The 19560-nt window shown below is 69.7% G+C and carries 15 protein-coding genes; 7 read left to right on the top strand and 8 right to left on the bottom strand.

Features of this window, described 5'->3' with window-relative positions:
- Window positions 1-335: 335 nt before the first annotated feature.
- Window positions 336-1097 (bottom strand): SDR family oxidoreductase, encoded by a 762-nt coding sequence (locus tag LAJ50_RS07545; RefSeq protein ID WP_130551815.1) that lies wholly within the window; start codon window positions 1095-1097, stop codon window positions 336-338.
- Between the two features lie 112 nt (window positions 1098-1209).
- On the opposite strand from LAJ50_RS07545, the gene LAJ50_RS07540 reads away from it, so the two are divergent.
- From LAJ50_RS07540 to LAJ50_RS07530, 3 genes are all read left to right on the top strand, one after another.
- Window positions 1210-2124 (top strand): LysR family transcriptional regulator, encoded by a 915-nt coding sequence (locus LAJ50_RS07540; protein WP_138654160.1) that lies wholly within the window; start codon window positions 1210-1212, stop codon window positions 2122-2124.
- A gap of 254 nt (window positions 2125-2378) precedes the next feature.
- Entirely contained in the window at window positions 2379-3137 is a 759-nt protein-coding gene (locus tag LAJ50_RS07535) for an ankyrin repeat domain-containing protein (protein WP_138654158.1), read from the top strand.
- A gap of 68 nt (window positions 3138-3205) precedes the next feature.
- A complete protein-coding gene (locus LAJ50_RS07530; RefSeq protein WP_138654156.1) occupies window positions 3206-4396 on the top strand; it encodes an XVIPCD domain-containing protein in 1191 nt (396 codons plus the stop codon).
- 106 nt (window positions 4397-4502) lie between these two features.
- On the opposite strand, the gene LAJ50_RS07525 is transcribed toward LAJ50_RS07530, so the two are convergent.
- From LAJ50_RS07525 to LAJ50_RS07510, 4 genes are all read right to left on the bottom strand, one after another.
- Window positions 4503-5651 carry a serine hydrolase domain-containing protein gene (locus tag LAJ50_RS07525; protein WP_138654154.1) on the bottom strand — a complete coding sequence of 383 codons (1149 nt, stop codon included), beginning with the start codon at window positions 5649-5651 and terminating at the stop codon, window positions 4503-4505.
- 311 nt (window positions 5652-5962) lie between these two features.
- Window positions 5963-8029, bottom strand: a complete 2067-nt coding sequence (locus tag LAJ50_RS07520; protein ID WP_138654152.1) for a S9 family peptidase — start codon at window positions 8027-8029, stop codon at window positions 5963-5965.
- Between the two features lie 156 nt (window positions 8030-8185).
- Entirely contained in the window at window positions 8186-8662 is a 477-nt protein-coding gene (locus LAJ50_RS07515; protein WP_224096511.1) for an AAA family ATPase, read from the bottom strand.
- Window positions 8663-8749: 87 nt separating this feature from the next.
- Window positions 8750-10705, bottom strand: coding sequence for an oligopeptide transporter, OPT family (locus LAJ50_RS07510; protein ID WP_130551808.1), 1956 nt, complete (start codon window positions 10703-10705; stop codon window positions 8750-8752).
- Between the two features lie 152 nt (window positions 10706-10857).
- Here LAJ50_RS07510 and LAJ50_RS07505 point away from each other — a divergent pair, with 152 nt between their 5' ends.
- The 3 genes from LAJ50_RS07505 to LAJ50_RS07495 all read left to right on the top strand — a co-directional run bounded on the left by LAJ50_RS07505 (window position 10858) and on the right by LAJ50_RS07495 (window position 15088).
- Window positions 10858-12621 carry an oligopeptide:H+ symporter gene (locus tag LAJ50_RS07505; protein WP_138654151.1) on the top strand — a complete coding sequence of 588 codons (1764 nt, stop codon included), beginning with the start codon at window positions 10858-10860 and terminating at the stop codon, window positions 12619-12621.
- Window positions 12622-13143: 522 nt separating this feature from the next.
- On the top strand, window positions 13144-13920 hold the full coding sequence (locus LAJ50_RS07500; RefSeq protein ID WP_130551806.1) for a DeoR/GlpR family DNA-binding transcription regulator: 777 nt from the start codon (window positions 13144-13146) through the stop codon (window positions 13918-13920).
- 28 nt (window positions 13921-13948) lie between these two features.
- Window positions 13949-15088 (top strand): MFS transporter, encoded by a 1140-nt coding sequence (locus LAJ50_RS07495; protein WP_138654149.1) that lies wholly within the window; start codon window positions 13949-13951, stop codon window positions 15086-15088.
- 147 nt (window positions 15089-15235) lie between these two features.
- On the opposite strand, the gene LAJ50_RS07490 is transcribed toward LAJ50_RS07495, so the two are convergent.
- Window positions 15236-15793, bottom strand: a complete 558-nt coding sequence (locus tag LAJ50_RS07490; RefSeq protein ID WP_138654147.1) for a single-stranded DNA-binding protein — start codon at window positions 15791-15793, stop codon at window positions 15236-15238.
- Between the two features lie 170 nt (window positions 15794-15963).
- On the opposite strand from LAJ50_RS07490, the gene LAJ50_RS07485 reads away from it, so the two are divergent.
- Complete coding sequence (locus LAJ50_RS07485; RefSeq protein ID WP_138654145.1) at window positions 15964-16965, top strand: polyprenyl synthetase family protein; 1002 nt, start codon at window positions 15964-15966, stop codon at window positions 16963-16965.
- 69 nt (window positions 16966-17034) lie between these two features.
- Here LAJ50_RS07485 and LAJ50_RS07480 read toward each other — a convergent pair whose 3' ends face one another.
- Together LAJ50_RS07480 and secF are read right to left on the bottom strand one after the other, a co-directional pair.
- Window positions 17035-17820, bottom strand: a complete 786-nt coding sequence (locus LAJ50_RS07480) for a dienelactone hydrolase family protein (RefSeq protein WP_224096554.1) — start codon at window positions 17818-17820, stop codon at window positions 17035-17037.
- A 723-nt stretch (window positions 17821-18543) separates the two neighbouring features.
- Window positions 18544-19512, bottom strand: a complete 969-nt coding sequence (gene secF, locus LAJ50_RS07475; protein ID WP_130551801.1) for a protein translocase subunit SecF — start codon at window positions 19510-19512, stop codon at window positions 18544-18546.
- Window positions 19513-19560: the final 48 nt, after the last annotated feature.

Below are 19560 nucleotides of genomic sequence, written 5' to 3'. Positions count from 1 at the left end.
ATCAGGGCATCCTGCCCTGATTCGGGCGCTCGGCGTCCTGCCTCGCTCGTCGCGGCCACCGCCCGCCGGACCGCTGCCGCGCGCGTCACGTCCGGAGACTTCGGGGTCGAAAGTCAAAAGAAGTCCGGATCGATCCGCCGCGGAGCCTCGACCCGGCCGGGTCTGGCGGAGAGCGGGCCTTAGGATGGCCCGCGGCGACGAGTCCGCCATGGATGCGGACCGAGCCGAGAAGCCCAGGCCCGGCCGGGTCGAGGCTGGTCGGCGAAGTGGCGCTCCCGGCTCCGCACTTCAGCGAGAACCCTTTCTTTGCCCCCGCCTCTGGGCGTGCGGCAAGCTCAGATCAGCATGCCGCCCGAGGCCTCCACGCGCTGCGCGTTGACCCACTGCGTGGCCGGGTCGAGCAGCATGGCGATGACCGGACCGATGTCGTCCGGCTTGCCCGGGCGGCCGAGTGCGGTGACCGAGGACACCATCGCGTTGACGTGCGCGTCGTCGCGCACGCGGCCACCGCCGAAGTCGGTCTCGATGGCGCCCGGGGCCAGTGTGTTGACGCTGATGCCGCGCGCACCCAGTTCCTTGGCCAGGTAACGCGTGAACACTTCGATCCCGCCCTTCATCATCGCGTAGGCCGAGCTGCCCGGCGCCGCGAAACGCGCCAGGCCGCTGGAGATGTTGAGGATGCGCCCACCGTCGGCGATCAGCGGCAGCAGCGCCTGGGTCAGGAAGTACGGCCCGCGCAGATGCACGGCGACCATCTCCTCGAACTGCGCCGGCGTGGTCTCGGCGATCGGCGCGTACAGCGCGGTGCCCGCGTTGTTCACCAGCGCATGCAGCTGCGTGGCCTGCCACTGGCCGAGCTGCGCGCGCAGCGCCTCGATGAAACCGGGCAGCGCCGAAGCGTCGGCCACATCGAACTGCAACGCCGCGGCGCGCTGGCCCAGCGCCTGGATCTGCGCCACCACCGCCAGCGCCTCGTCGGCATGGCTGCGGTAGGTCACGATCACGTCGCTGCCGGCCTTGGCCACAGCCAGCGCACCGTTGCGGCCCAGGCCGCGGTTGGCACCGGTGATCAGGGTGATACGGGGGGAAGTGCTCATCGAAAGCCTCCTGTCGGGCGCGGGATTGCGCCCCTGACGCCACGGTATTGCGCTTGACTCGGCCGATAAATCCCGCAAATCTGAGAGCACTGTTCAAAGCAATTAGACAATCATGGACTTCGGCCAGTCCCTGCGAGCCTTCCAACGCGTGGTCGAGCTGGGCGGCTTCACCCGCGCCGCCGAATCGCTGGGACTGCCCAAGGCCAGCGTGTCGATCGCCGTGCAGCAGCTGGAAGCGCGCGTGGGCACCCAGCTGCTCCATCGCACCACAAGGCGCGTGCAGCCCACCGCCGACGGCCGCGCGTTCTACCAGCGCAGCCGCGACGTGCTGGCCGACCTGGAGGAACTGCAGGGCATGTTCCACACCGAGGGCCGGCAGCTGCGCGGCCGGTTGCGGGTGGACATGAGCAGCGGCATGGCGCGGCTGCTGGTGCTGCCGAAGCTTCCGGCGTTCCTGGCCGAACATCCGCAGCTGGAGATCGAACTCAGCGCCACCGACCGGCTGGTGGACGTGGTCCGCGAGGGCTTCGACTGCGTGCTGCGCGGCGGCACCCCGCAGGACAGCGCCTTGGTCGCCCGGCCGCTGGGCGTGATGCAGATCGTCAACTGCGCCAGCCCGGCCTACCTCGCCCGGCGCGGCGTGCCTGCGGGGCTGGAGGACCTGGCCACGCACGAGCTGGTGCACTACGCCAGCGTGCTCGGCCAACGCGCTGCGGGCTTCGAGTATTTCGACGGCACGACCTACCGCCTGCTGCCGATGGGCGGCGCGGTCACCGTGAACAACGTGGAGGCCTACCACGTCGCGGCGCTGGCCGGCCTGGGCATCATCCAGGTGCCCCTGCTGGGCGTGCGCGACGCACTGGCGCGTGGCGAGCTGGTCGAGGTGGTGCCGCAGCTGGTGGCCGAGCCGATGCCGCTCACGCTGCTGTACGCGCAGCGCAGGCATCTGCCGCGGCGCGTGCGGGTCTTCATGGACTGGCTGGCCGGGCTGCTGACGCCGCACCTGGCGCCGCTGCCCCGCGGCTGATACGACGTACGGCCCCGCCCCGGCGACGCGCGCAGGCGTCATTGCCGCGTGTTCCGCCAGCGCGGCCACGGCAGACCGCCGCGACATCGCCCGTACCAGGCCAGAGAGGTCTTGAAGCCCCGCCTTGTCTCTCGATGCCGTGACGGATGCACGGTCGCGATGCTTGCCTGGGTGACGCAACGCTTTGCTAGTATCGGGACGCGGTCCGGCACGAGGGCGGGCCGACGCACCCGCAGACGGAAAGGAACCCCGCAATGCGCAGGCACGTCCCGGCCCTGGCGGCCCTCGCGACTTCCTTGCTCATGGCTTCATGCGCGGCCGGACCGGTCGGCGCGAAGGAGAAGACCGGCATGTCGGCAACGATGAAGGACAGCTCCCGCATCCCCTTCCACGATCCGGCGATCGTGCCGATGGCCCAGGCCATCCAGCACGGCGACATCGCCCGCATCCGCGCGCTTGCCGGCTCGACCGACCTGGCCGCGCACGGCGAGGACAACGTCACCCTGCTCGAATGGGCCATCTGGACCGAACAGCCCAAGGCGCTGGCGGCGCTGCTCGAGTCCGGCGCCGACGCGCGCCTGCTGGGCATGGACCAGGAGACCGTCGCCCACATGGCGGCCATGGTCCAGCCGCCCGAGTACCTGCGCGTGCTGATCGCGCACAAGGCGCCGGTGGACATCGTCAGCCCGCGCGGCGGCCGCACGCCGGTGTTCTCCGCGGTGCAGTCCGGCCGCGCCCCGCAGCTGGAGATGCTGATCGAGGCCGGGGTGGATCTGAATCGCAAGGACAGCATGGGCAACACCTTGCTGCACGAAGCGGCCTCGGCGAACAACGGCAGCGCGCTGCTGCGCCTGCTCGAGGCCGGCGTCGACCCGCGCGCGGTCAACGCGCAGGGCGTGACCTTCCAGCGCTACTTCTTCATGACCCGGGAGCGGCTGCTCAACGCGCAGGGCAAGCAGGAGCGCGCGGCCGTCGAAGCCTGGCTGACCCAGCACGGGGTCGCCCGCGAGTAGACCGGTCGGCGGCGCTCCGTCGCCGGTGACGCGGGCCGTGGGCCCGACCAAGACGCAAGGATTGGCGAATGGATGATCGCAACACACTGCAGGACGATGGATTCGCTGCCCAGGTGTCGGGCACGCAGCCGCGCCCGATCGACCGCGACCTCTCCACCCTGCTCCAGGACAACTATGCCGTGGCCGACCTGCGCCGCGGCGTGTCGGGGCCGGCGCCCACGCTCCCCGGCGGCTGGGCGCGGATGGGCGACGACGATCTGCGCGCGCTGGGCATCGATCCCGCCATGCAGCACGACGCCAAGAGCGGCTTCGACGCCTCGTTCTACCGCGATCCACAGGGCCACGTGGTGCTGGCCTTCGCGGGCACCGACGAGGGCAAGGACTGGAAGCACAACTTCGGCCAGGGCCTGGGCTTCGACGACCCGCAGTACCGGCAGTCGATCGAACTGGCCAAGAAGGCCAAGGTCATGCTGGGCGACGACCTCATCCTCACCGGGCATTCGCTGGGCGGCGGACTTGCCGCGGCCGCGGCGCTGGCGTCCGATACGCCCGCGGTGACCTTCAACGCCTCGGGCGTGCACAACAAGACCTTGGAGCGCGCGGGGCTGGATCCCAAGGAGGCCAAGGCCTACGCGGCCGAAGGCCTGATCCGCAGCTACGCCGTCAAGAACGAGCTGCTGACCTATCTGCAGGAGGACAGCTTCCCGCTCAAGTACGCCATGCCCGACGCGCCGGGGCACCGCATCACCCTGCCCGATCCGGAGCCGCTGGGCGTTTTCGAGCGGCTGGTCCCCGGCCGGATGCTCATGCACCAGTTGGATCTGCACTACATCGACGCGGTCATGCAGGCGCAGGACCAGGCCGGCCTCGGCGCGCGCGCCAGCACCGCCGAGGGCGCAAACGCGCCCACCGCCAACCGCCTGCTGGACGATGCGGTGCGCGCCCTGGCGCCGCAGCGTCAACGCCTGGGGCTGCAGGACGACGAGGCCTTCCTCAACACCGCCGCCAGCCTGGCGGCCGACGCCCGCCGCGAAGGCCTGCACCGCATCGACCACGTACTGCCCGGGCGGCAGGGCGAGGCGGTGTTCGCGGTCCAGGGCGGACTGGCCGATCCGACGCAACGGCGCAGCGCGGTGGACCTGGCGCAGGCCAGCGCCGAACCGGCACGCGACAGCGCCGCGCAGCTGCGCCAGCAGGAATCCCCACAGCTGGCCCAGGCGGCGCAGCACGAACCGCACCGGCGCGCGCTGCAGGCCTGAGGAGCGCCTGCAGGCAACGATGGCTGCCGGGTTCGCATCCCATCCCGCTGCCGCGGTGATGAGGCGACGTAGAACCTCGCCTTGACGTCGCCGCCGACAGCGACGCTCAGGACGTGCCGTGTTCCCAGTCGTAGGGCACCCCGGTCTTGCCGAGCACGAACTCCACCAGCTCGGCGAAGCCCTTCTCGGCGCGCACGTCGTTGCCCAGCACCAGCAGGCAGCGTTGCTGCCGCCGCAGGCACACCAGGGTGTTGCCCGTGGTGTCGTTGTGACCGCCCTTGAAGAAGCCCGGGCCCTGCGGACCGTCGAACGTCACCACGCCCAGGCCGGCGGAAAGGTCCTTGCGCCGCTGCGCCGGCGGCAGCTCCGGCTGCAGCGTGGGGAACTGGCTGCGGGTGGTGATCGCCAGCTGCGGGCGCAGCATCTCGGCCTGCTCGCGCGCGCCGATGCCGCGGCCGGCCACCAGCGCGGCCGCGAACCGGGCCAGATCGCCGATGGTGGTGTCCATCGAGCCGGCCGCGCGCACTCGGGAGCGGTCGTCGTGCGGCTCCGGCTTGCCCTGGGCATCCCAGCCATCGGCCAGGTTGTCGGCGAAATCCTCGCGCCACTTCAGTGCGGTGCGCGTCATGCCCAGTTCGGCGAACACCGCGTCGGTGCCTTTGCCCACATCCAGGCCGCGGCCCTGTTCGAGCACGAACTGCAGCGTGGCCAGGCCATCGCCGGAATACGCATAGCGCGTGCCCGGATCGAAGTGGAAGTGGAGCTTCTCGTCCGGTTCCAGGAAGTTGAAGTTGGCGAACCCGCTGGCATGCTGCAGCAGGAGGCGCGGGGTGAGCTTGCGCCAGCGCTCGTCCAGCGCGCTCCAGTCGGTGTAGCGCGCGACGATGTCCGCGCCGGTGTACTGCGGCAGCGGCTGCGGCAGGTACTCGGCGATGGAGGTGTCCAGCGCGATGCGATCCTGCCCGACCCAGCGCATCACGGTGTAGGCGAACACGGTCTTGGTGAGCGAGGCGCCGTACATCACCGTGTCGACGGTGAGCGGGTCGCCCTTGGCGTTGCGCTTGCCGTAGGCCTGGACGTAGACCGGCTGGCCGCCGTCGATGACGGCGACGGCCAGGCCCTGGGCGCCGGTGCGCTGCATCAGCCTGGCGACCTGCGCATCGATCTGCGCGGGCTTGGGTAAGGCGCCCGCATCGGCCGGCGCGACGGCGAGCAACAGGGCGGTGCACAGCAGACAGCCGATGACGGACTTCATGTCGCATCCTCCGCGGACGGCGGCGAGCGGGTGCCGCCGCGCGTGCCCACGCTAGCGCGCGCCCAAGCCGGCGCGCCCATGTCCCAAGTCACAGGCACTTGCGGGCTGGCCTAAGCGGCCAGGCCGGGGGATCCCCGGTGCCAAACACCACGTCCGCCCGCTCGCGGCATGGCGCTGGGCGCCAACGGATGCGCCGCCCCGTGGAATGCGCGGGCATCGGCGCCCGCGGCTTCGTGAAGAACCAGAAGCATCGCGCCGGGCGCGAGGCGGAAACGAAGCGGGGCCGGCGATGCCGGCCCCGCGCGGCGGCGTTACTCGCCGATGTGCTGCTTGAGCCAGGCGTTGACGGTGTCGTGCCACAGGATCGAGTTCTGCGGCTTGAGCACCCAGTGGTTCTCGTCGGGGAAATACAGGAACTTGGACTCGATGCCGCGACGCTGGGCCGCGGTGAACGCCGCCAGGCCCTGCTCGACCGGGATGCGGAAGTCCTGCTGGCCGTGGATCACCAGGATCGGCACGCGCCAGTTGGCGACGTGGTTGACCGGGTTGAACTTCTCGTACTTCTCCGCGTTGTCCCACGGCGTGCCGCCGTTCTCCCATTCGGAGAACCACAGCTCCTCGGTGCTGTAGCCCATCATGCGGTTGTCGAACACGCCGTCGTGGTCGACCAGGCACTTCCAGGGCTGGTTCCAGGTGCCGGCGATCCAGTAGGTCATGTAGCCGCCGTAGCTGGCGCCCAGCGCGCAGGCCTTGTCGCCGTTGAGGAAGGCATACTGCTGCTGCGCGGCGGCCCAGCCCTTCTGCAGGTCCTCCAGCGGGCGATCGCCCCAGTGCTGGCTGATCGCATCGGTGAAGGCCTGGCCGTAGCCGGTGGAGCCGTGGAAGTCGATCATGACCACCGCATAGCCCTGGCCGGCGTAGGTCTGCGGATTCCAGCGGTAGCTCCAGCCGTTGCCGAAGCTGCCCTGCGGGCCGCCATGGATCAGGAAGGCCACCGGATACTGCTTGCCCTCCTGGTAGTTCCAGGGCTTGACCACGTAGCCGTGCACGGTGTCGTTGTTCCAGCCCTTGAAGGTGAACTGCTCGTAGTCGCCGAACTTCACCTCCGGCAGCACCTCGCCGGCGCTGGGGGTGATCGCGCGCGGGTTCTGGCCTTCCAGATCGGCCACGAAGATCTGGTCGCCGCTCTTGAGCGAGTTGCGGGTGAAGGCCAGCGTGGGACCGGCCACGCTGGCCGAGCCGACGCTGCCCTCGCCCACCAGCTGGCTGACCTTTCCACTGGCGATGTCGACCTTGAACAGCGGGTGCTGGCCCAGGTCATCGGCGCTGGTGTAGATCGACTTGCCATCGGCGGTCAGCACGATCTCGCCGGCCGAGCGGTCCCAGTCCGCGGCGATCTCGTGGGTCTTGCCCGACTTCACGTCCATCGCCATCAGGCCGAAGCGGTCGGCCTCGAAGCCCGGGCGCTTCATCGCGCGGTAGTACAGGGTCTTGCCGTCGGCGCTGAACACCGGGCCGGCGTCCCAGGCCTTGTTGGCCACGGTCAGGTTCTTCGGCGCGGCACGGCCGGCGGCGTCGAGCTGATAGAGGTCGAAGTTGGTCGACCAAGGCTCCTCGCGCCCGGCCACGCGGATGCTGGCCACCACCGAGCGGCCGTCCGGCGACCAGGCGATATCGTCCATGCCGCCGAACGGCTTGGACGGCGCATCGCCGGCGATGGTCGCGCTGATCGCCGACGCTCCGACCACCGGCTTGGCGCCGGCCGCCGGCAGCGGCGCGACGAACAGGGTGTTGCGGCGACCGTCGTTCCAGGTGTCCCAGTGGCGCACGAACAGCTGGTCGAACACCTTGCCGGTCACCTTGGACTTGGCGGCCGCCTCGAGCTTGCCCTTGGTGCAGGCCAGGTCAGAGCCGCAGTCCTGGAAGACGCCGGCGCTGAAGACGATGCGATCGCCGGTTGGCGAGAGCTTGTAGCCGTCCACGTCCACGGCGAAGTCGGTCAGCTGGCGCGGTTCACCGCCGGTGGCGGGAATGGCGTACAGCTGCTGGCTGCCGGACTTGGCGCTCAGGAAGTACAGCGTCTGGCCATCGGGCGAGAACGCCGGCGAATTGACGTTCCACCCCTCGGGGGTGATCTGGGTCGGCGGACGCAGGTCGCGCGTGCGCAGATCGCGCTGGTACAGCGCGGTGCTGGCCTTGGTCGCCTCGGCATTCATCACGCGCTTGGCGAACACCACCCGCCCGCCATCGGGCGAGAGCGTGGGCGAGGACACGCGATCCAGCTTGACCAGGTCGTGCACGTCGAAGCCGCGCTCGGCGGCGGCGGCCGGCAGCGCGGCGATCAGGGCCAGGGACAGCAAGGCGGGACGAAGCGTCATTGCGCGGACTCCGAAAACTTCAAAAAGTGGCCGATGGTAGGCCGCTGGGACCGCTTGAGGCAAAGCAGGCGCGGCAACCGATGACTCATGCCCAGGCCAGCAGGATCCGTTCGGCGAGCGCGGCCGGATCGACAGGATGCGTGGTGTCGATGGCGATCAGTTGGCCGATCCCGATCGGGCGGTCGTATTCGGACGATCATCGGCGTTGAGGGTTCGCAGCGGATGCGCGGCATGATGGCCGGCCCTGGCGGCTCGTTCACCGAATCTCCTGGCGGCCTCGGGCAGACCGCAATCGCAATGCACCTCGACGATCCGGGCGTCCAGCGCTCCGATCCGGTCTCGTTCGTACTCGCTATGCGGCCTGAAATTGGCCTCCAGTACGGCCGCCGGCGCGCAACGGGCGAGCATCCAGAGCAATTCCATGGACGCCCCGCCCAGCTTGCGAGACGCCTGCAGATCCCCATCGCCGCTGCCCAGCGCGTCGGCGAGCGTTTCCTTGATGAGGTCCTTGGAGAACAGCGGCAGCCCCAAGCACTTGGCGAGCGGTACTGCCAGCGTGGTCTTTCCGGACCCGGGAGCGCCCGAAACAAGCACGATCCTGCGGGCAGCCACGGGGGGCGAAGGCGGATTCATGGAAGGTCTTTCCTGTGTCCGGCCAAGCCAGGCGGGACCTCGCCGCGGCGAGCGAGGACGCTGCGCGAGGCCAAGCCGGTCAGGCGCTTACGCCGCCTGCTCGCCTTTCTTGCCGGTGCGATACAGCAGCCAGCCGACCAGGAACAGGATCGCCAGGCCGACCCACTGCGCCGCAGCGCCCAGGCTGAACGGCAGTGCCAGCACGTCCGGGTTCTGGGTAATGACGATGGGCAGGGCGATGGCGATGCCCATCAGCGCCTCGCCAGTGATCAGGCCGGCGGAAAACAGGACGCCGGGACGGTGCACGCGGTCCAGCCCGGCCTCGTCGTCAGGATGCACCTTGTGGAAGCGTGCGACCAAGTGGGCCAGCAGGCCGCCGAGAAAGATCGGCACCATCAGCTCCAGCGGCAGGTAGATGCCGATGGCCGCGGCCAGCACCGGCACGCGGAAGCGCTTGCCGGTCTTCTTCAGCCAGCTGTCGAGGGCGATCACCACCGCGCCGATGACGCCGCCGATGATGATCATGGTCCAGGGCAGGTCGCCGCCGAACAGTCCCTTGGCAACCGAGGCCATCAGATTGGCCTGCGGCGCCGGCAGGGTCTTGGAGCCGATGCCATAGGCTTTTTGCAGCAGGTTCAGTACTGGCGCCATGATCAGCGCGCAGGAGAACGCGCCGATGCCCAGCATCAGCTGCTGCTTCCACGGGGTGGCGCCGACCAGATAACCGGTCTTGAGGTCCTGCAGGTTGTCGCCACCGACCGCGGCCGCGCAGCACACCACCGCGCCGATCATGATCGCGGCTACGGCGCCCAGCGGCGCACCGCCGACCTGCACCTTGCCGCCCTCGCCCAGCAGCATCAGCAGCACCACCGAGGCGAACAGGATGGTGGCGATGGTGATGCCCGAGACCGGGTTGTTGGACGAGCCGACGAGGCCCGCCAGGTAGCCGGACACCGAGACGAATAGGAAGCCGGCCACGATCATGATGATCGTCATCGGCACGCTGACCAGCCATTGGCCGACGATGGCCTGGTACAGGGCCAGCAGCGGCATCACGAACAGCACCAGCGCCACCAGCATCCACTTCATCGGCAGATCGCGCTCGGTTTCGGCCAGCGGCGTGGCGCCGGCGCTCTTGCGCGCGGCGGCGAAGCCGCTCCTGATGCCGGCCAACAGCGACTTGCGCAGCGAAAACAGCGTCCACACCCCGCCCACCAGCATCGCGCCGACACCGAGGAAGCGGATCTTGGACGACCAGATGGCGAAGGCCGCGTCGGCCGCCGGCGCGCCGGCGATGCCCGCGGCCAGTTGCGGATCGCTGCCCAGGAACAGAGCGTGGTACAGCGGGATGGCGATGTGCCAGGACAGGATCGCGCCGGACAGCACCACGATGCCGACGTTCAGGCCGACGATGTAGCCCACGCCCAGCAGCGCCGGCGACAGCCCGGTGCCGAGATAGCCGATCACCTTGTTGTTGGCGAAATAGCCGGCGACCGCCCAGCTGTCGGGAATGACCTTCAGGCCGTTGGCGGCCGCCAGCTTGACCACGCCGCCGATCGCGGCGGAAATGCCCAGAATCTTCAGTCCCGGCCCGGGGTTTTCGCCGGCCTTCAGCACTTCGGCCGCGGCCTTGCCTTCGGGGAACGGCAGCGGATCCTCGACGATCATCGAGCGGCGCAGCGGCACCGAGAACAGCACGCCCAGCAAGCCGCCCAGGCCCGCGATGCCCAGCACCCACCAGTATTTGAAGTCCGGCCAATAGCCCATCAGGATCAGCGCCGGGATGGTGAAGATCACGCCGGCGGCGATCGACGAACCAGCCGAGGCGCCGGTCTGGACGATGTTGTTCTCCAGGATCGTGCCACCGCCGAGCAGGCGCAGCACGCCCATCGAGACCACGGCGGCGGGAATGGCCGTGGCCACGGTCAGGCCGGCGAACAGGCCCAGGTAGGCATTGGCGGCGGAGAGCACCACCGCCAGCACGACGGCCAGCACGACGGCGCGGAAGGTAAGCTGCCGCGGCGCGGCGACGGGCTGCTGCATGGTCTTGGGGCCCTGCGGAAGACGTAAAACGGCAACGCTACTCCAAGCCGGCGAGCCGGGCCAAGTGACGATTGCCACGGTCGGGCGCCACCGGCCCCGCCCGGGCGGCGCACTGGCATACTCGCGCGCCTGTCATTGCCGCAAGGTCGTCCGTGTCCGCCACCTCCGCCGCCCTGCCCGCCCGCGAGGACTTCCTGGGCCATCCCAAGGGCGTGTACGTGTGCTTCTTCACCGAGATGTGGGAGCGCTTCTCCTTCTACGGCATGAAGGCGCTGCTGCTGCTGTACCTGACCAAGCACCACCTGTTCGGCGACGACGCCGGCTACGACCTGCTGGGCGCCTACGGCGGGCTGGTGTACTGCATCCCGGTGATCGGCGGCCTGCTCGCCGACCGCTGGCTGGGCATGCGCAAGGCGGTGATCTTCGGCGGCCTGCTGCTGGTGGCCGGCCATGTGGGCATGGCTTTCGAGGGCCACACCGCCACCGTCAGCGGCGGCCAGGTGCTGCGCGATGAGGGCAGCCTGCGCATCACCTACCTGTCGCTGGCGCTGATCATCATGGGCGTGGGCTTCCTCAAGCCCAACATCTCCACCATCGTCGGCAGGCTCTATGCGGACGACGACCCGCGCCGGGACTCGGGCTTCTCGCTGTTCTATGCCGGCATCAACCTGGGCTCGCTGTTCGCCTCGCTGGTGTGCGGCTATCTGGGCGAAGCCTACGGCTGGCGCTACGGCTTCGGCGCGGCCGGCATCGGCATGCTGGCCGGGCTGGCGATGTTCCTGTGGGGCCAGAAGTACCTGCACGGCCATGCCGAACCGGCCAACCCGGCCTCGCTGCGCGAGCGCGTGGCCGGCCTGCCGCGCGAATGGCTGATCTACCTGCTGGCCATCGTCGGCGTGCTGCCGATCGCCTGGCTGATGTGGGCCACGGCCAACGGCGCGTTCGCGCTCGGCGGCGAGGTCACCCTGGCTCAGCTGCTGATGCTGGTGGTGCTGGGCGGGGTGCTGCTGTGGTTCGCCTGGTTCCTGGCCACCCAGTGCACGCCCGAGCAGCGCCGGCAGATGCTGGCGCTGATGGCGCTGATCTTCATGGCCCTGGTGTTCTTCACCCTGTACGAGCAGACCTACGGCTCGTGGGTGACCTTCAACGACCGCCTGCTGACCAAGGACATCGTGCCGGCGCTGGTGATCCGCGACGGCACGCCGTTGCCGTGGTCGATCGTCTCGCTGCTGCTGGCGCCGATCGCGTTCGTGGCCGCGGCCTCGCTGTCCGACCGGCATCCGCAGTCCAAGGCACCGCGCACGGTGTTCGCCGTCGCCGCGGCGATCATCGTGGTGCTGCTGGTGCGCGACTGCCTGGTGCTGCCGCAGACCGCCGGCTCGCTGACCTACCTCGGCGCCCTGTTCCTGGTGCTGCTGGCGCCGATCTTCGCCGCGCTGTGGGCCTGGCTGGACCGGCGCGGGCTGGACCCGTCCAAGCCGGTGAAGTCGGCCTGGGGCCTGCTGCTGGCCGGCGCCTCGTTCATCCCCCTGGCCCTGGCCGCGCAGCACGTGGGCAGCACCGGGCAGATGGCCAGCGTGTGGTGGATCGTGGCCGCCTACTTCGTGCTGGAACTGGGCGAGATGTGCCTCTCGCCGGTCGGCCTGTCGGCGGTCACCCAGCTGGCCGTGCCGCGCGTGGTCAGCCTGATGATGGGCACCTGGTTCCTGGCCACCGCGTTCTCGGAAATGCTGGCGGCCATGTTCGGCAAGCTCGCCTCCATCGAGGTGCCCCAGGGCCAGACGATGGACCTGGTCGAGGCCTCGGCCCGCTACGCGCACCTGTTCTGGCTGATGATGTGGATCGGCCTGGGCTGCGGCGCGATCGCGCTGGTCGCCGCCCCGCTGCTCAAGTGGATGATGCGGCCGCATCGCTGACGGCGGCGGCAGGCGCTCCACGAAATGAGGGAGCCCCGCAGCAAGCGGGGCTTTTTCGATTTCTTCGCCGAAACGTGATCGCGCGACCCTGCTGAGTCGCGCGGGATGCCAGAGCAGCGCTTCGCGGCCTGGCCTCGACCGGCCAGGCGCGGCGCCTCGGCTCGATCCGCCATCCCGCCGGGCTCGCCGCGGCGAGCCATCCATGGCCCGCGCTCCGCGCACCGGCCCAGGTCGAGGTGCTGCGGCAGAGCGAACCGGACTTCCTCCCACCCGAAGCCGTTTAGCTCAACGCGCGCGACAGCGGGGTGGCAGGCGATGGCCGCTACAAGCGTGGCAGGAGCCGAGCGCCCGAGTCCGGGCAGGATGCCCTGGCCGAGGGAGAGCCGGCCGCCGCCCGCCGGATCGATGTCCTTCGAGATCAGAAAAGCGCACGCTCCCCGCTGCAGCGCCGGAACTTGCACGTTCATGCACATTTATTCTCGTTAGTGCATGATGCCGCGCCTCCGACGCGAGACGCTTTCCATGTCCGAAGACACCCGATTCCCCGCCGAGCGCGCCCAGACGGTGCTGGATCTGCTGCGCGAGCACGGCAGGGTGTCTTCCGGCGACCTGGCCGCGCGCTTCGGCGTCTCCGAGGACTCCATCCGCCGCGACCTGCGCGAACTGGCCAGCCAGGGGCTGTGCAAGCGCGTGTACGGTGGCGCCGTGCGCACGGCGCCGGAGGCGCTGCGCTTCGACCAGCGCCTCCAGCACGAAGCCTCCGACAAGGCCGGGCTGGCCTGGGGCGTGTGCGCACTGCTTCAGCCCGGCAGCACCGTGCTGCTCGACGCCGGGACCACCAACCTGGCCGTCGCCCAGCGCCTGCCCGAGCACACCGATCTGACGATCGTCACCAACTCGCCGCAGATCGCCATCGCCGCCGGCGAACGCGGCGGTGTCCAGGTCCAGCTGATCGGCGGCGCCTTTTCCCCCGGCGCAGGCGGCGTGAGAGGCGCCGAAGCCCTGGCGCAGCTGCAGCGCCTGCGCGTGGATGTCTGCCTGCCGGGCGCCTGCGCGCTGGATCCGCTCACCGGGGTCTGGGCCACCGACGCCGAGGAGGCCGCGCTGAAGCGCGCGATGATCGCCATCGGTTCGCGCGTCATCGTGGTCGCCTCGCCCGAGAAGCTCGGCACCGAGGGCCGTTACCACGTGGCGGCGCCGACCGAAGTCGATGACCTGGTGATCGCCGCCGGCACCGCGCAGACGCATCTGCAGGCCTTCGCCGACGCGGGCATCCGCGTCCATGCGCTGACCCGCTGAACCTCCGCACTTCCTGAGCGCCCGCGCCATGTCCACAGTCCTCGCCTCCAGCGCCCGCGCGCAGCAGCACGCCACGCGCGCCGCCTTCTTCATTCCCGGATTCGCCATGGCCGTCTGGGCGGTGCTGGTGCCCTTCGCCAAGGCGCGCACCGGCGTCGACGACGGCGTGCTCGGCCTGATCCTGCTGTGCCTGGGCGCCGGCTCGCTCATCGCCATGCCCCTCTCCGGCGCCCTGGCCGCGCGCCTGGGCTGTCGCAGCGTCATGATCGCCACGACGGCGCTCATCTGCGCCAGCCTTCCGCTGCTGGCCATCACCAGCAACCCCTGGCTGCTCGGCGGCGCCCTGTTCGTGTTCGGCGCCGGCGTGGGCGCGATGGACTGCACCATGAACATGCAGGCCGTGGTCGTGGAGCGCGAGGCGGGGCGCGCGATGATGTCCGGCTTCCACGCGTTCTTCAGCATCGGCGGCTTCGTCGGCGCCGCGGCGATGACCGTCCTGCTGTCCGCGCAGATCGGCCCGGCCACCGCCGCGGTGGCCGGCGTGGTCGCGGCGGCGGCGATCGCGGCGCTGTCGCTGAAGCACTGGCGCACCGAGGCCCTGCAGCAGGCCGGGCCCCTGCTCGCCTGGCCGAGGGGCATCGTCCTGTTCCTGGGCATCCTGGCCTTCGTCGTCTTCATGGCCGAAGGGGCGATGCTGGACTGGAGCGCGGTGTTCCTGGCCGACGTCCGCCAGGTCGAGCCGGCGATGGCGGGGTTGGGCTATGTCGCCTTCGCCCTGACCATGACCGTGGCGCGCCTGTTCGGGGATTCGGTGGTCGAGCGCCTGGGGCGCATTCGCGCCATCGCAGTGGGCGCGCTGCTGGCCAGTCTCGGTTTCATCGTCCTGACCTGGGTGACGCCCTGGCAGGCGTCCCTGGTGGGTCACGTCCTGCTGGGGCTGGGCTGCGCGAACATCGCGCCGGCGTTGTTCTCCCTGGCCGGCAACCAGGAGCGGATGCCGGAAAGCATCGCGATCACCGCCGTGACCACGCTCGGCTACGCCGGCGTCCTGGCCGGTCCGGCGCTGATCGGATTCGCGGCGCACGGCGTCGGCCTGGCGGGCGCCTTCATGGGCGTGGCCGCGCTTCTGATCGGCGTCGCCCTCTCCGCGCGCTGGCTCAAGGTCTGAGCGGACGATCAAGGCGGGAAGGCGCGGAACCAACCACGCGCCGGCCGCTGGCCCGAAGTCGCCGGTCCGCGGCGTCAGGGCGAAAAAAATCCCGGAAGGCGCGCAGGCCTACCGGGACGCTTGTCGATGCAGCCGTACGAGCAAGGCTTAGAACGGGATGTCGTCGTCGGCGAAGTCGTCCATCGGCGCCGGCTGCTGGGCCGGGGCCTGGCGACGCGGCTGCTGCTGGCCGCCGCCGTAGCCACCACCACCGCCACCACCGTAGTTGTCGCCGCCGCCGCGCTGACCACCGCCGCCACCGCCGCCGCCGTACTCCTGGCGCGGCGCGCGCTGCGGACGGTCGCCGCCGCCCATGCCACCGCCGCCTTCGCCGCGGCCGCCGAGCATCTGCATCTCGTTGGCGACGATGTCGGTGGTGTACTTCTCCACGCCGTCCTGGCCGGTGTACTTGTCGTAGCGGATCTCGCCTTCGACGTAGACCTGCGAACCCTTGCGCAGGTACTCGCCGGCGATCTCGCCGAGCTTGCCGAAGAACACCACGCGGTGCCACTCGGTGCGCTCCTGCTTGTTGCCTTCACGGTCGTTGCGCACGCTGGTGGTCGCCAGGCTGATCCGGGTGACGGCCATGCCGCCCTGCGTGTACTTGGTGTCCGGGTCGTTGCCCAGGTTGCCCACCAGGATGACCTTGTTGATGCCGCGTGCCATGAGGATTCGTCCGGTTGCGAAGCGCCCGCCGAATGCGGGCTGCGGACAGTGGATTATAGCCGGCCCGTCCGGTCTACCGGAAAACCCCGCGCCCACGTGTAGGACATCGCCGACCGGAACTCACCCCGGCCCACCTATAATCGCCGTTCTCCTTGGAACTCCCAGGCCGCATGTCCGCCGTTCAGCTCCCCTCCGCCGCCCTGGCGCTGCCGCAGATCCAGTCCCTCGCCGCGCCGGACATGGCGGCCATCGACGCCCTGATCCGCCGTCGCCTGGCCTCGGACGTGGTGCTGATCAACCAGATCGCCGACCACATCATCTCCGCCGGCGGCAAGCGCCTGCGGCCGATGCTGGTCGCCCTGGCCGGCCGCGCCTGCGGCGCGGACGCCGGCCCGGAGCACCACCAGTTGGCGGCCATCGTCGAGTTCATCCACACCTCGACCCTGCTGCACGACGACGTGGTGGACGAATCGGACCTGCGCCGCGGCCGCAGCACCGCCAATGCGCTGTGGGGCAACGCGCCCAGCGTGCTGGTCGGGGACTTCCTGTATTCGCGCAGCTTCCAGCTGATGGTCGAACTGGACCGCATGGCCGTGATGCGCATCCTGGCCGACACCACCAACCGCATCGCCGAGGGCGAGGTGCTGCAGCTGCTGCACGTGCACAACCCCGACACCGACGAGGCCGCCTACCTGCGCGTGATCGAGCGCAAGACCGCGGTGCTGTTCGCCGCCGGCACCCAGCTGGGCGCGCTGGCCTCCGGCGCCGACGCCGCCCTGCAGCAGCGCCTGTACGACTACGGCATGCAGCTGGGCTATGCCTTCCAGATCGCCGACGATGTGCTGGACTACACCGCCGATGCAAGCGATCTGGGCAAGAACCTGGGCGACGACCTGGCCGAGGGCAAGGCCACCCTGCCGCTGATCCACGCCATCGCCCACTCCGACGCGACCACCCAGGCGCGCCTGCGCCAGATCGTGGCCGACGGCCAGACCGACGCCATGCCCGAAGTGCTGGCGGCGATCCACGCCACCGGCGGCATCGCCTACAGCCAGCGCCGCGCCGCCGAGTACGCCAGCGCCGCGGAAGCCGCGCTGGAAGGCCTGCCGGAGAACGACGCCGTGGCCGCACTGCGTGGCCTGGCCCGTTACGCGGTCGAACGGCGCCACTGAGACCAGGAAGCGAGGCGTGAGCGAAAGCGGCCGCGTGTCCGCGCGCGATCACGCCTCACGCTTCTTCGCTCACTCCCGCTTCGAAAACACTTCCTCGAAGAAGTCCTGCGCCATCCGGTAGGCGCGCTTGGCCGCGCGCGCGTTGTAGACACAGCCGGGCGGACTGTTCGCACCGGGGATGGCGAAGCAGTGCACCGCGCCGCTGAAATCGACGAACTGCCAGTCCGCGCCGGCCGCGTCCATCTCCTTGCGGAAGTCGGCGATGCTCTGCGCCGACACGCCGCGGTCGTCCGCCCCGTTGAGCACCAGCACCGGCGTCTTCGCCGAACCCGGCTTGGCCGGCGTGCTGCCCGGCTCGAGCCCGCCGTGGAAGGTCACCACGCCCGCCAGCGCATCGCCGCCGCGCACCAGCTCCAGCACCGTGGTGCCGCCGAAGCAGAAGCCGAAGGCGCCGATCCGCGCGCTATCCAGCGGTGCCGCGCCGGCCTGTGCCTTGAGCACCTCCACCGCCTTGCGCACACGCGCGCGCAGCGCCGGCCGATCGCTCTTGAGGCCGCCTGCCAGCTTGCCCGCCTCCTCGGCGTTCTTCGGCCGCACGCCGGTGCCGTAGACATCGGCCACCAGCACCACGTAATCGTCGCCGGCCACCTCGCGCGCCCGGTCGACCGCCGCGTCGGTCACCCCCATCCAGTCCGGCACCATCACCAGGCCCGGCCGCTTGGCCTTGCCAGCGTCGTCGTAGACCAGCACGCCGGAAAACGCCTGATCGCCGACCTTCCACTGCACCGGCCTGGCCACCTCCCTGGCCGCCACCGGCAGCGCGGCCGCCAGCAGCGTCGTGGCGACCAGCACCATTGCGGAGAATCTGCCCATGCCCTGCCCCTCCCTTTCGTTTCGGATGCCGGCGAGTGTAGGCCCGCAACCGCATCGGCGATGCAAAGCCGCCCCGGCACGCACAAGCCGGCCCACCAACAGGGCACCTCGCCGGAACGCGGACACGAAACCTGCAGACGACATGGGCTCTGGTCGGAGATCGCACTTCGCCCCCAACCTCAAAAGATCAGGGGTCCTTCGACCCGAAGGCGTTTGCCAAAGCGCTCCTCCTCCCTCTCGCCGTAGGCGAAGGGGAGCTCGAAGTCGCGACTTAGCGACTGGGAGGATGCTTTTGCTCTTGCTACGGTGGCATGCCCGGGAAGGCCACGACCCCGCCATTCCCCTCCCTCCCCTGAGCTGCGCGCAAGGAAGGAAGCACCAAGTCGACACCTTTCCGTCGCTGATCGCGCTCGGTTCCCTCCCCCGCTCCTTCGCTCGCATCGAAAGGGGTGAGCGCAAACCGAAGCCCTATGACATGACGCGCGAGGCAGCGGTCCGGCGGGCGGGGGCCGCGACGAGCGAGGCAGGACGCCGAGCGCCCGAATCAGGGCAGGATGCCCTGATTGAGGGACAAGCGGCCACCGCCCGCCGGACCGCTGCCCCTCCGAAGCCAAAGCGCCTCCCACAGCGATCGCGCAAAGAATCCAAAAACAAAGGCCGCACTGAAAGCGCGGCCTTTGCCAAAGTCGAAAGCGGCAACAGCGCTCAGGGTCGGCGCGCCAACGCCTCCACGTCCTTGGCCTTGGGCAGCAGATCCTGCTTGGTGACCTTGAACGGCCCGATGCTCAGCAGCGGCACCGCCACGATCACCGAGGAGACCACCACGATCACCGCACCGACCATGTGCGTCTCGGCCAGACCCTCCATCGAACGGCCGCCGTACAGGTACAGCGCCAGCGCCGACAGGAAGAACATCACCGCCGTGATCACCGTGCGCGAGAGCGTCTGGTTGATCGAACGGTTGAGCACTTCCAGCGGCTCCACGCGCAGGCTGCGGAAGTTTTCGCGCACACGGTCGAAGACCACGATGATGTCGTTGATCGCAAAGCCCATCACCGACAGCAGACCGGCCAGCACCGTCAGGTCGAACTCGCGGCCCAGCAGCGACATGTAGGCCACCGTCAGGATCAGGTCGAAGAACGCGGTGAGCGAGGCGACCACCGCGAACTTCCACTCGAAGCGGAACGCGATGTAGATCAGGAAGCCGGCCAGCATGAAGATGGTCGCGTACAGACCGTTCTTGGCCAGATCCTTGCCCACCTGCGGGCCGACGAACTCGCCCGGCTGCACGGTGGCCGGATTGGCATCGCTGGTGACGACCTTGCGCACCGACTCGGCCACGGCGCGACCGGCGTTCTCGTCGTTGTTGTGCTCGCCGTGCGGCTGCAGGCGCACCATCACGTCGTTGGCGCCCCCCACGTTCTGCACCTGGGCGTTGTCGAAGCCGTTCTGGTCCAGCAGCGTGCGCAGCTGGTCCACGTCGACCGGCTTTTCGAAGTGCGCGCGCACCACGGTGCCGCCGGTGAACTCCAGCGCGTAATTGAAGCCCTTCAGGCCGATGATGGCCAGCGAGGCGATCAGCAGCACCACCATCAGCACCAGCACCGGCTTGCGCGGGCGCATGAAGTCGATCTTGGTGTCGTTGGGGACGATGTGCAGCGGGAACAGTTTCATGCCACGTTTTTCCTTGAGAAGTCCGCACACGGGTGTGCGGGCTTTTGC

Origin of the sequence: Pseudoxanthomonas sp. X-1 (genome assembly GCF_020042665.1) — a bacterium.
GTDB classification, from domain to species: domain Bacteria; phylum Pseudomonadota; class Gammaproteobacteria; order Xanthomonadales; family Xanthomonadaceae; genus Pseudoxanthomonas_A; species Pseudoxanthomonas_A spadix_A.
Note: the sequence above shows the minus strand (reverse complement) of the source record. Positions and strands in the feature narration are given on the sequence as shown.

Bases quoted from the DNA above. Each gene is read 5' to 3' on its own strand.
- LAJ50_RS07545 (WP_130551815.1), bottom strand. From the start codon at position 1,097: ATGAGCACTTCCCCCCGTATCACCCTGATCACCGGTGCCAACCGCGGC.
- LAJ50_RS07540 (WP_138654160.1), top strand. From the start codon at position 1,210: ATGGACTTCGGCCAGTCCCTGCGAGCCTTCCAACGCGTGGTCGAGCTG.
- LAJ50_RS07535 (WP_138654158.1), top strand. From the start codon at position 2,379: ATGCGCAGGCACGTCCCGGCCCTGGCGGCCCTCGCGACTTCCTTGCTC.
- LAJ50_RS07530 (WP_138654156.1), top strand. From the start codon at position 3,206: ATGGATGATCGCAACACACTGCAGGACGATGGATTCGCTGCCCAGGTG.
- LAJ50_RS07525 (WP_138654154.1), bottom strand. From the start codon at position 5,651: ATGAAGTCCGTCATCGGCTGTCTGCTGTGCACCGCCCTGTTGCTCGCC.
- LAJ50_RS07520 (WP_138654152.1), bottom strand. From the start codon at position 8,029: ATGACGCTTCGTCCCGCCTTGCTGTCCCTGGCCCTGATCGCCGCGCTG.
- LAJ50_RS07515 (WP_224096511.1), bottom strand. From the start codon at position 8,662: ATGAATCCGCCTTCGCCCCCCGTGGCTGCCCGCAGGATCGTGCTTGTT.
- LAJ50_RS07510 (WP_130551808.1), bottom strand. From the start codon at position 10,705: ATGCAGCAGCCCGTCGCCGCGCCGCGGCAGCTTACCTTCCGCGCCGTC.
- LAJ50_RS07500 (WP_130551806.1), top strand. From the start codon at position 13,144: ATGTCCGAAGACACCCGATTCCCCGCCGAGCGCGCCCAGACGGTGCTG.
- LAJ50_RS07495 (WP_138654149.1), top strand. From the start codon at position 13,949: ATGTCCACAGTCCTCGCCTCCAGCGCCCGCGCGCAGCAGCACGCCACG.
- LAJ50_RS07490 (WP_138654147.1), bottom strand. From the start codon at position 15,793: ATGGCACGCGGCATCAACAAGGTCATCCTGGTGGGCAACCTGGGCAAC.
- LAJ50_RS07485 (WP_138654145.1), top strand. From the start codon at position 15,964: ATGTCCGCCGTTCAGCTCCCCTCCGCCGCCCTGGCGCTGCCGCAGATC.
- LAJ50_RS07480 (WP_224096554.1), bottom strand. From the start codon at position 17,820: ATGGTGCTGGTCGCCACGACGCTGCTGGCGGCCGCGCTGCCGGTGGCG.
- secF (WP_130551801.1), bottom strand. From the start codon at position 19,512: ATGAAACTGTTCCCGCTGCACATCGTCCCCAACGACACCAAGATCGAC.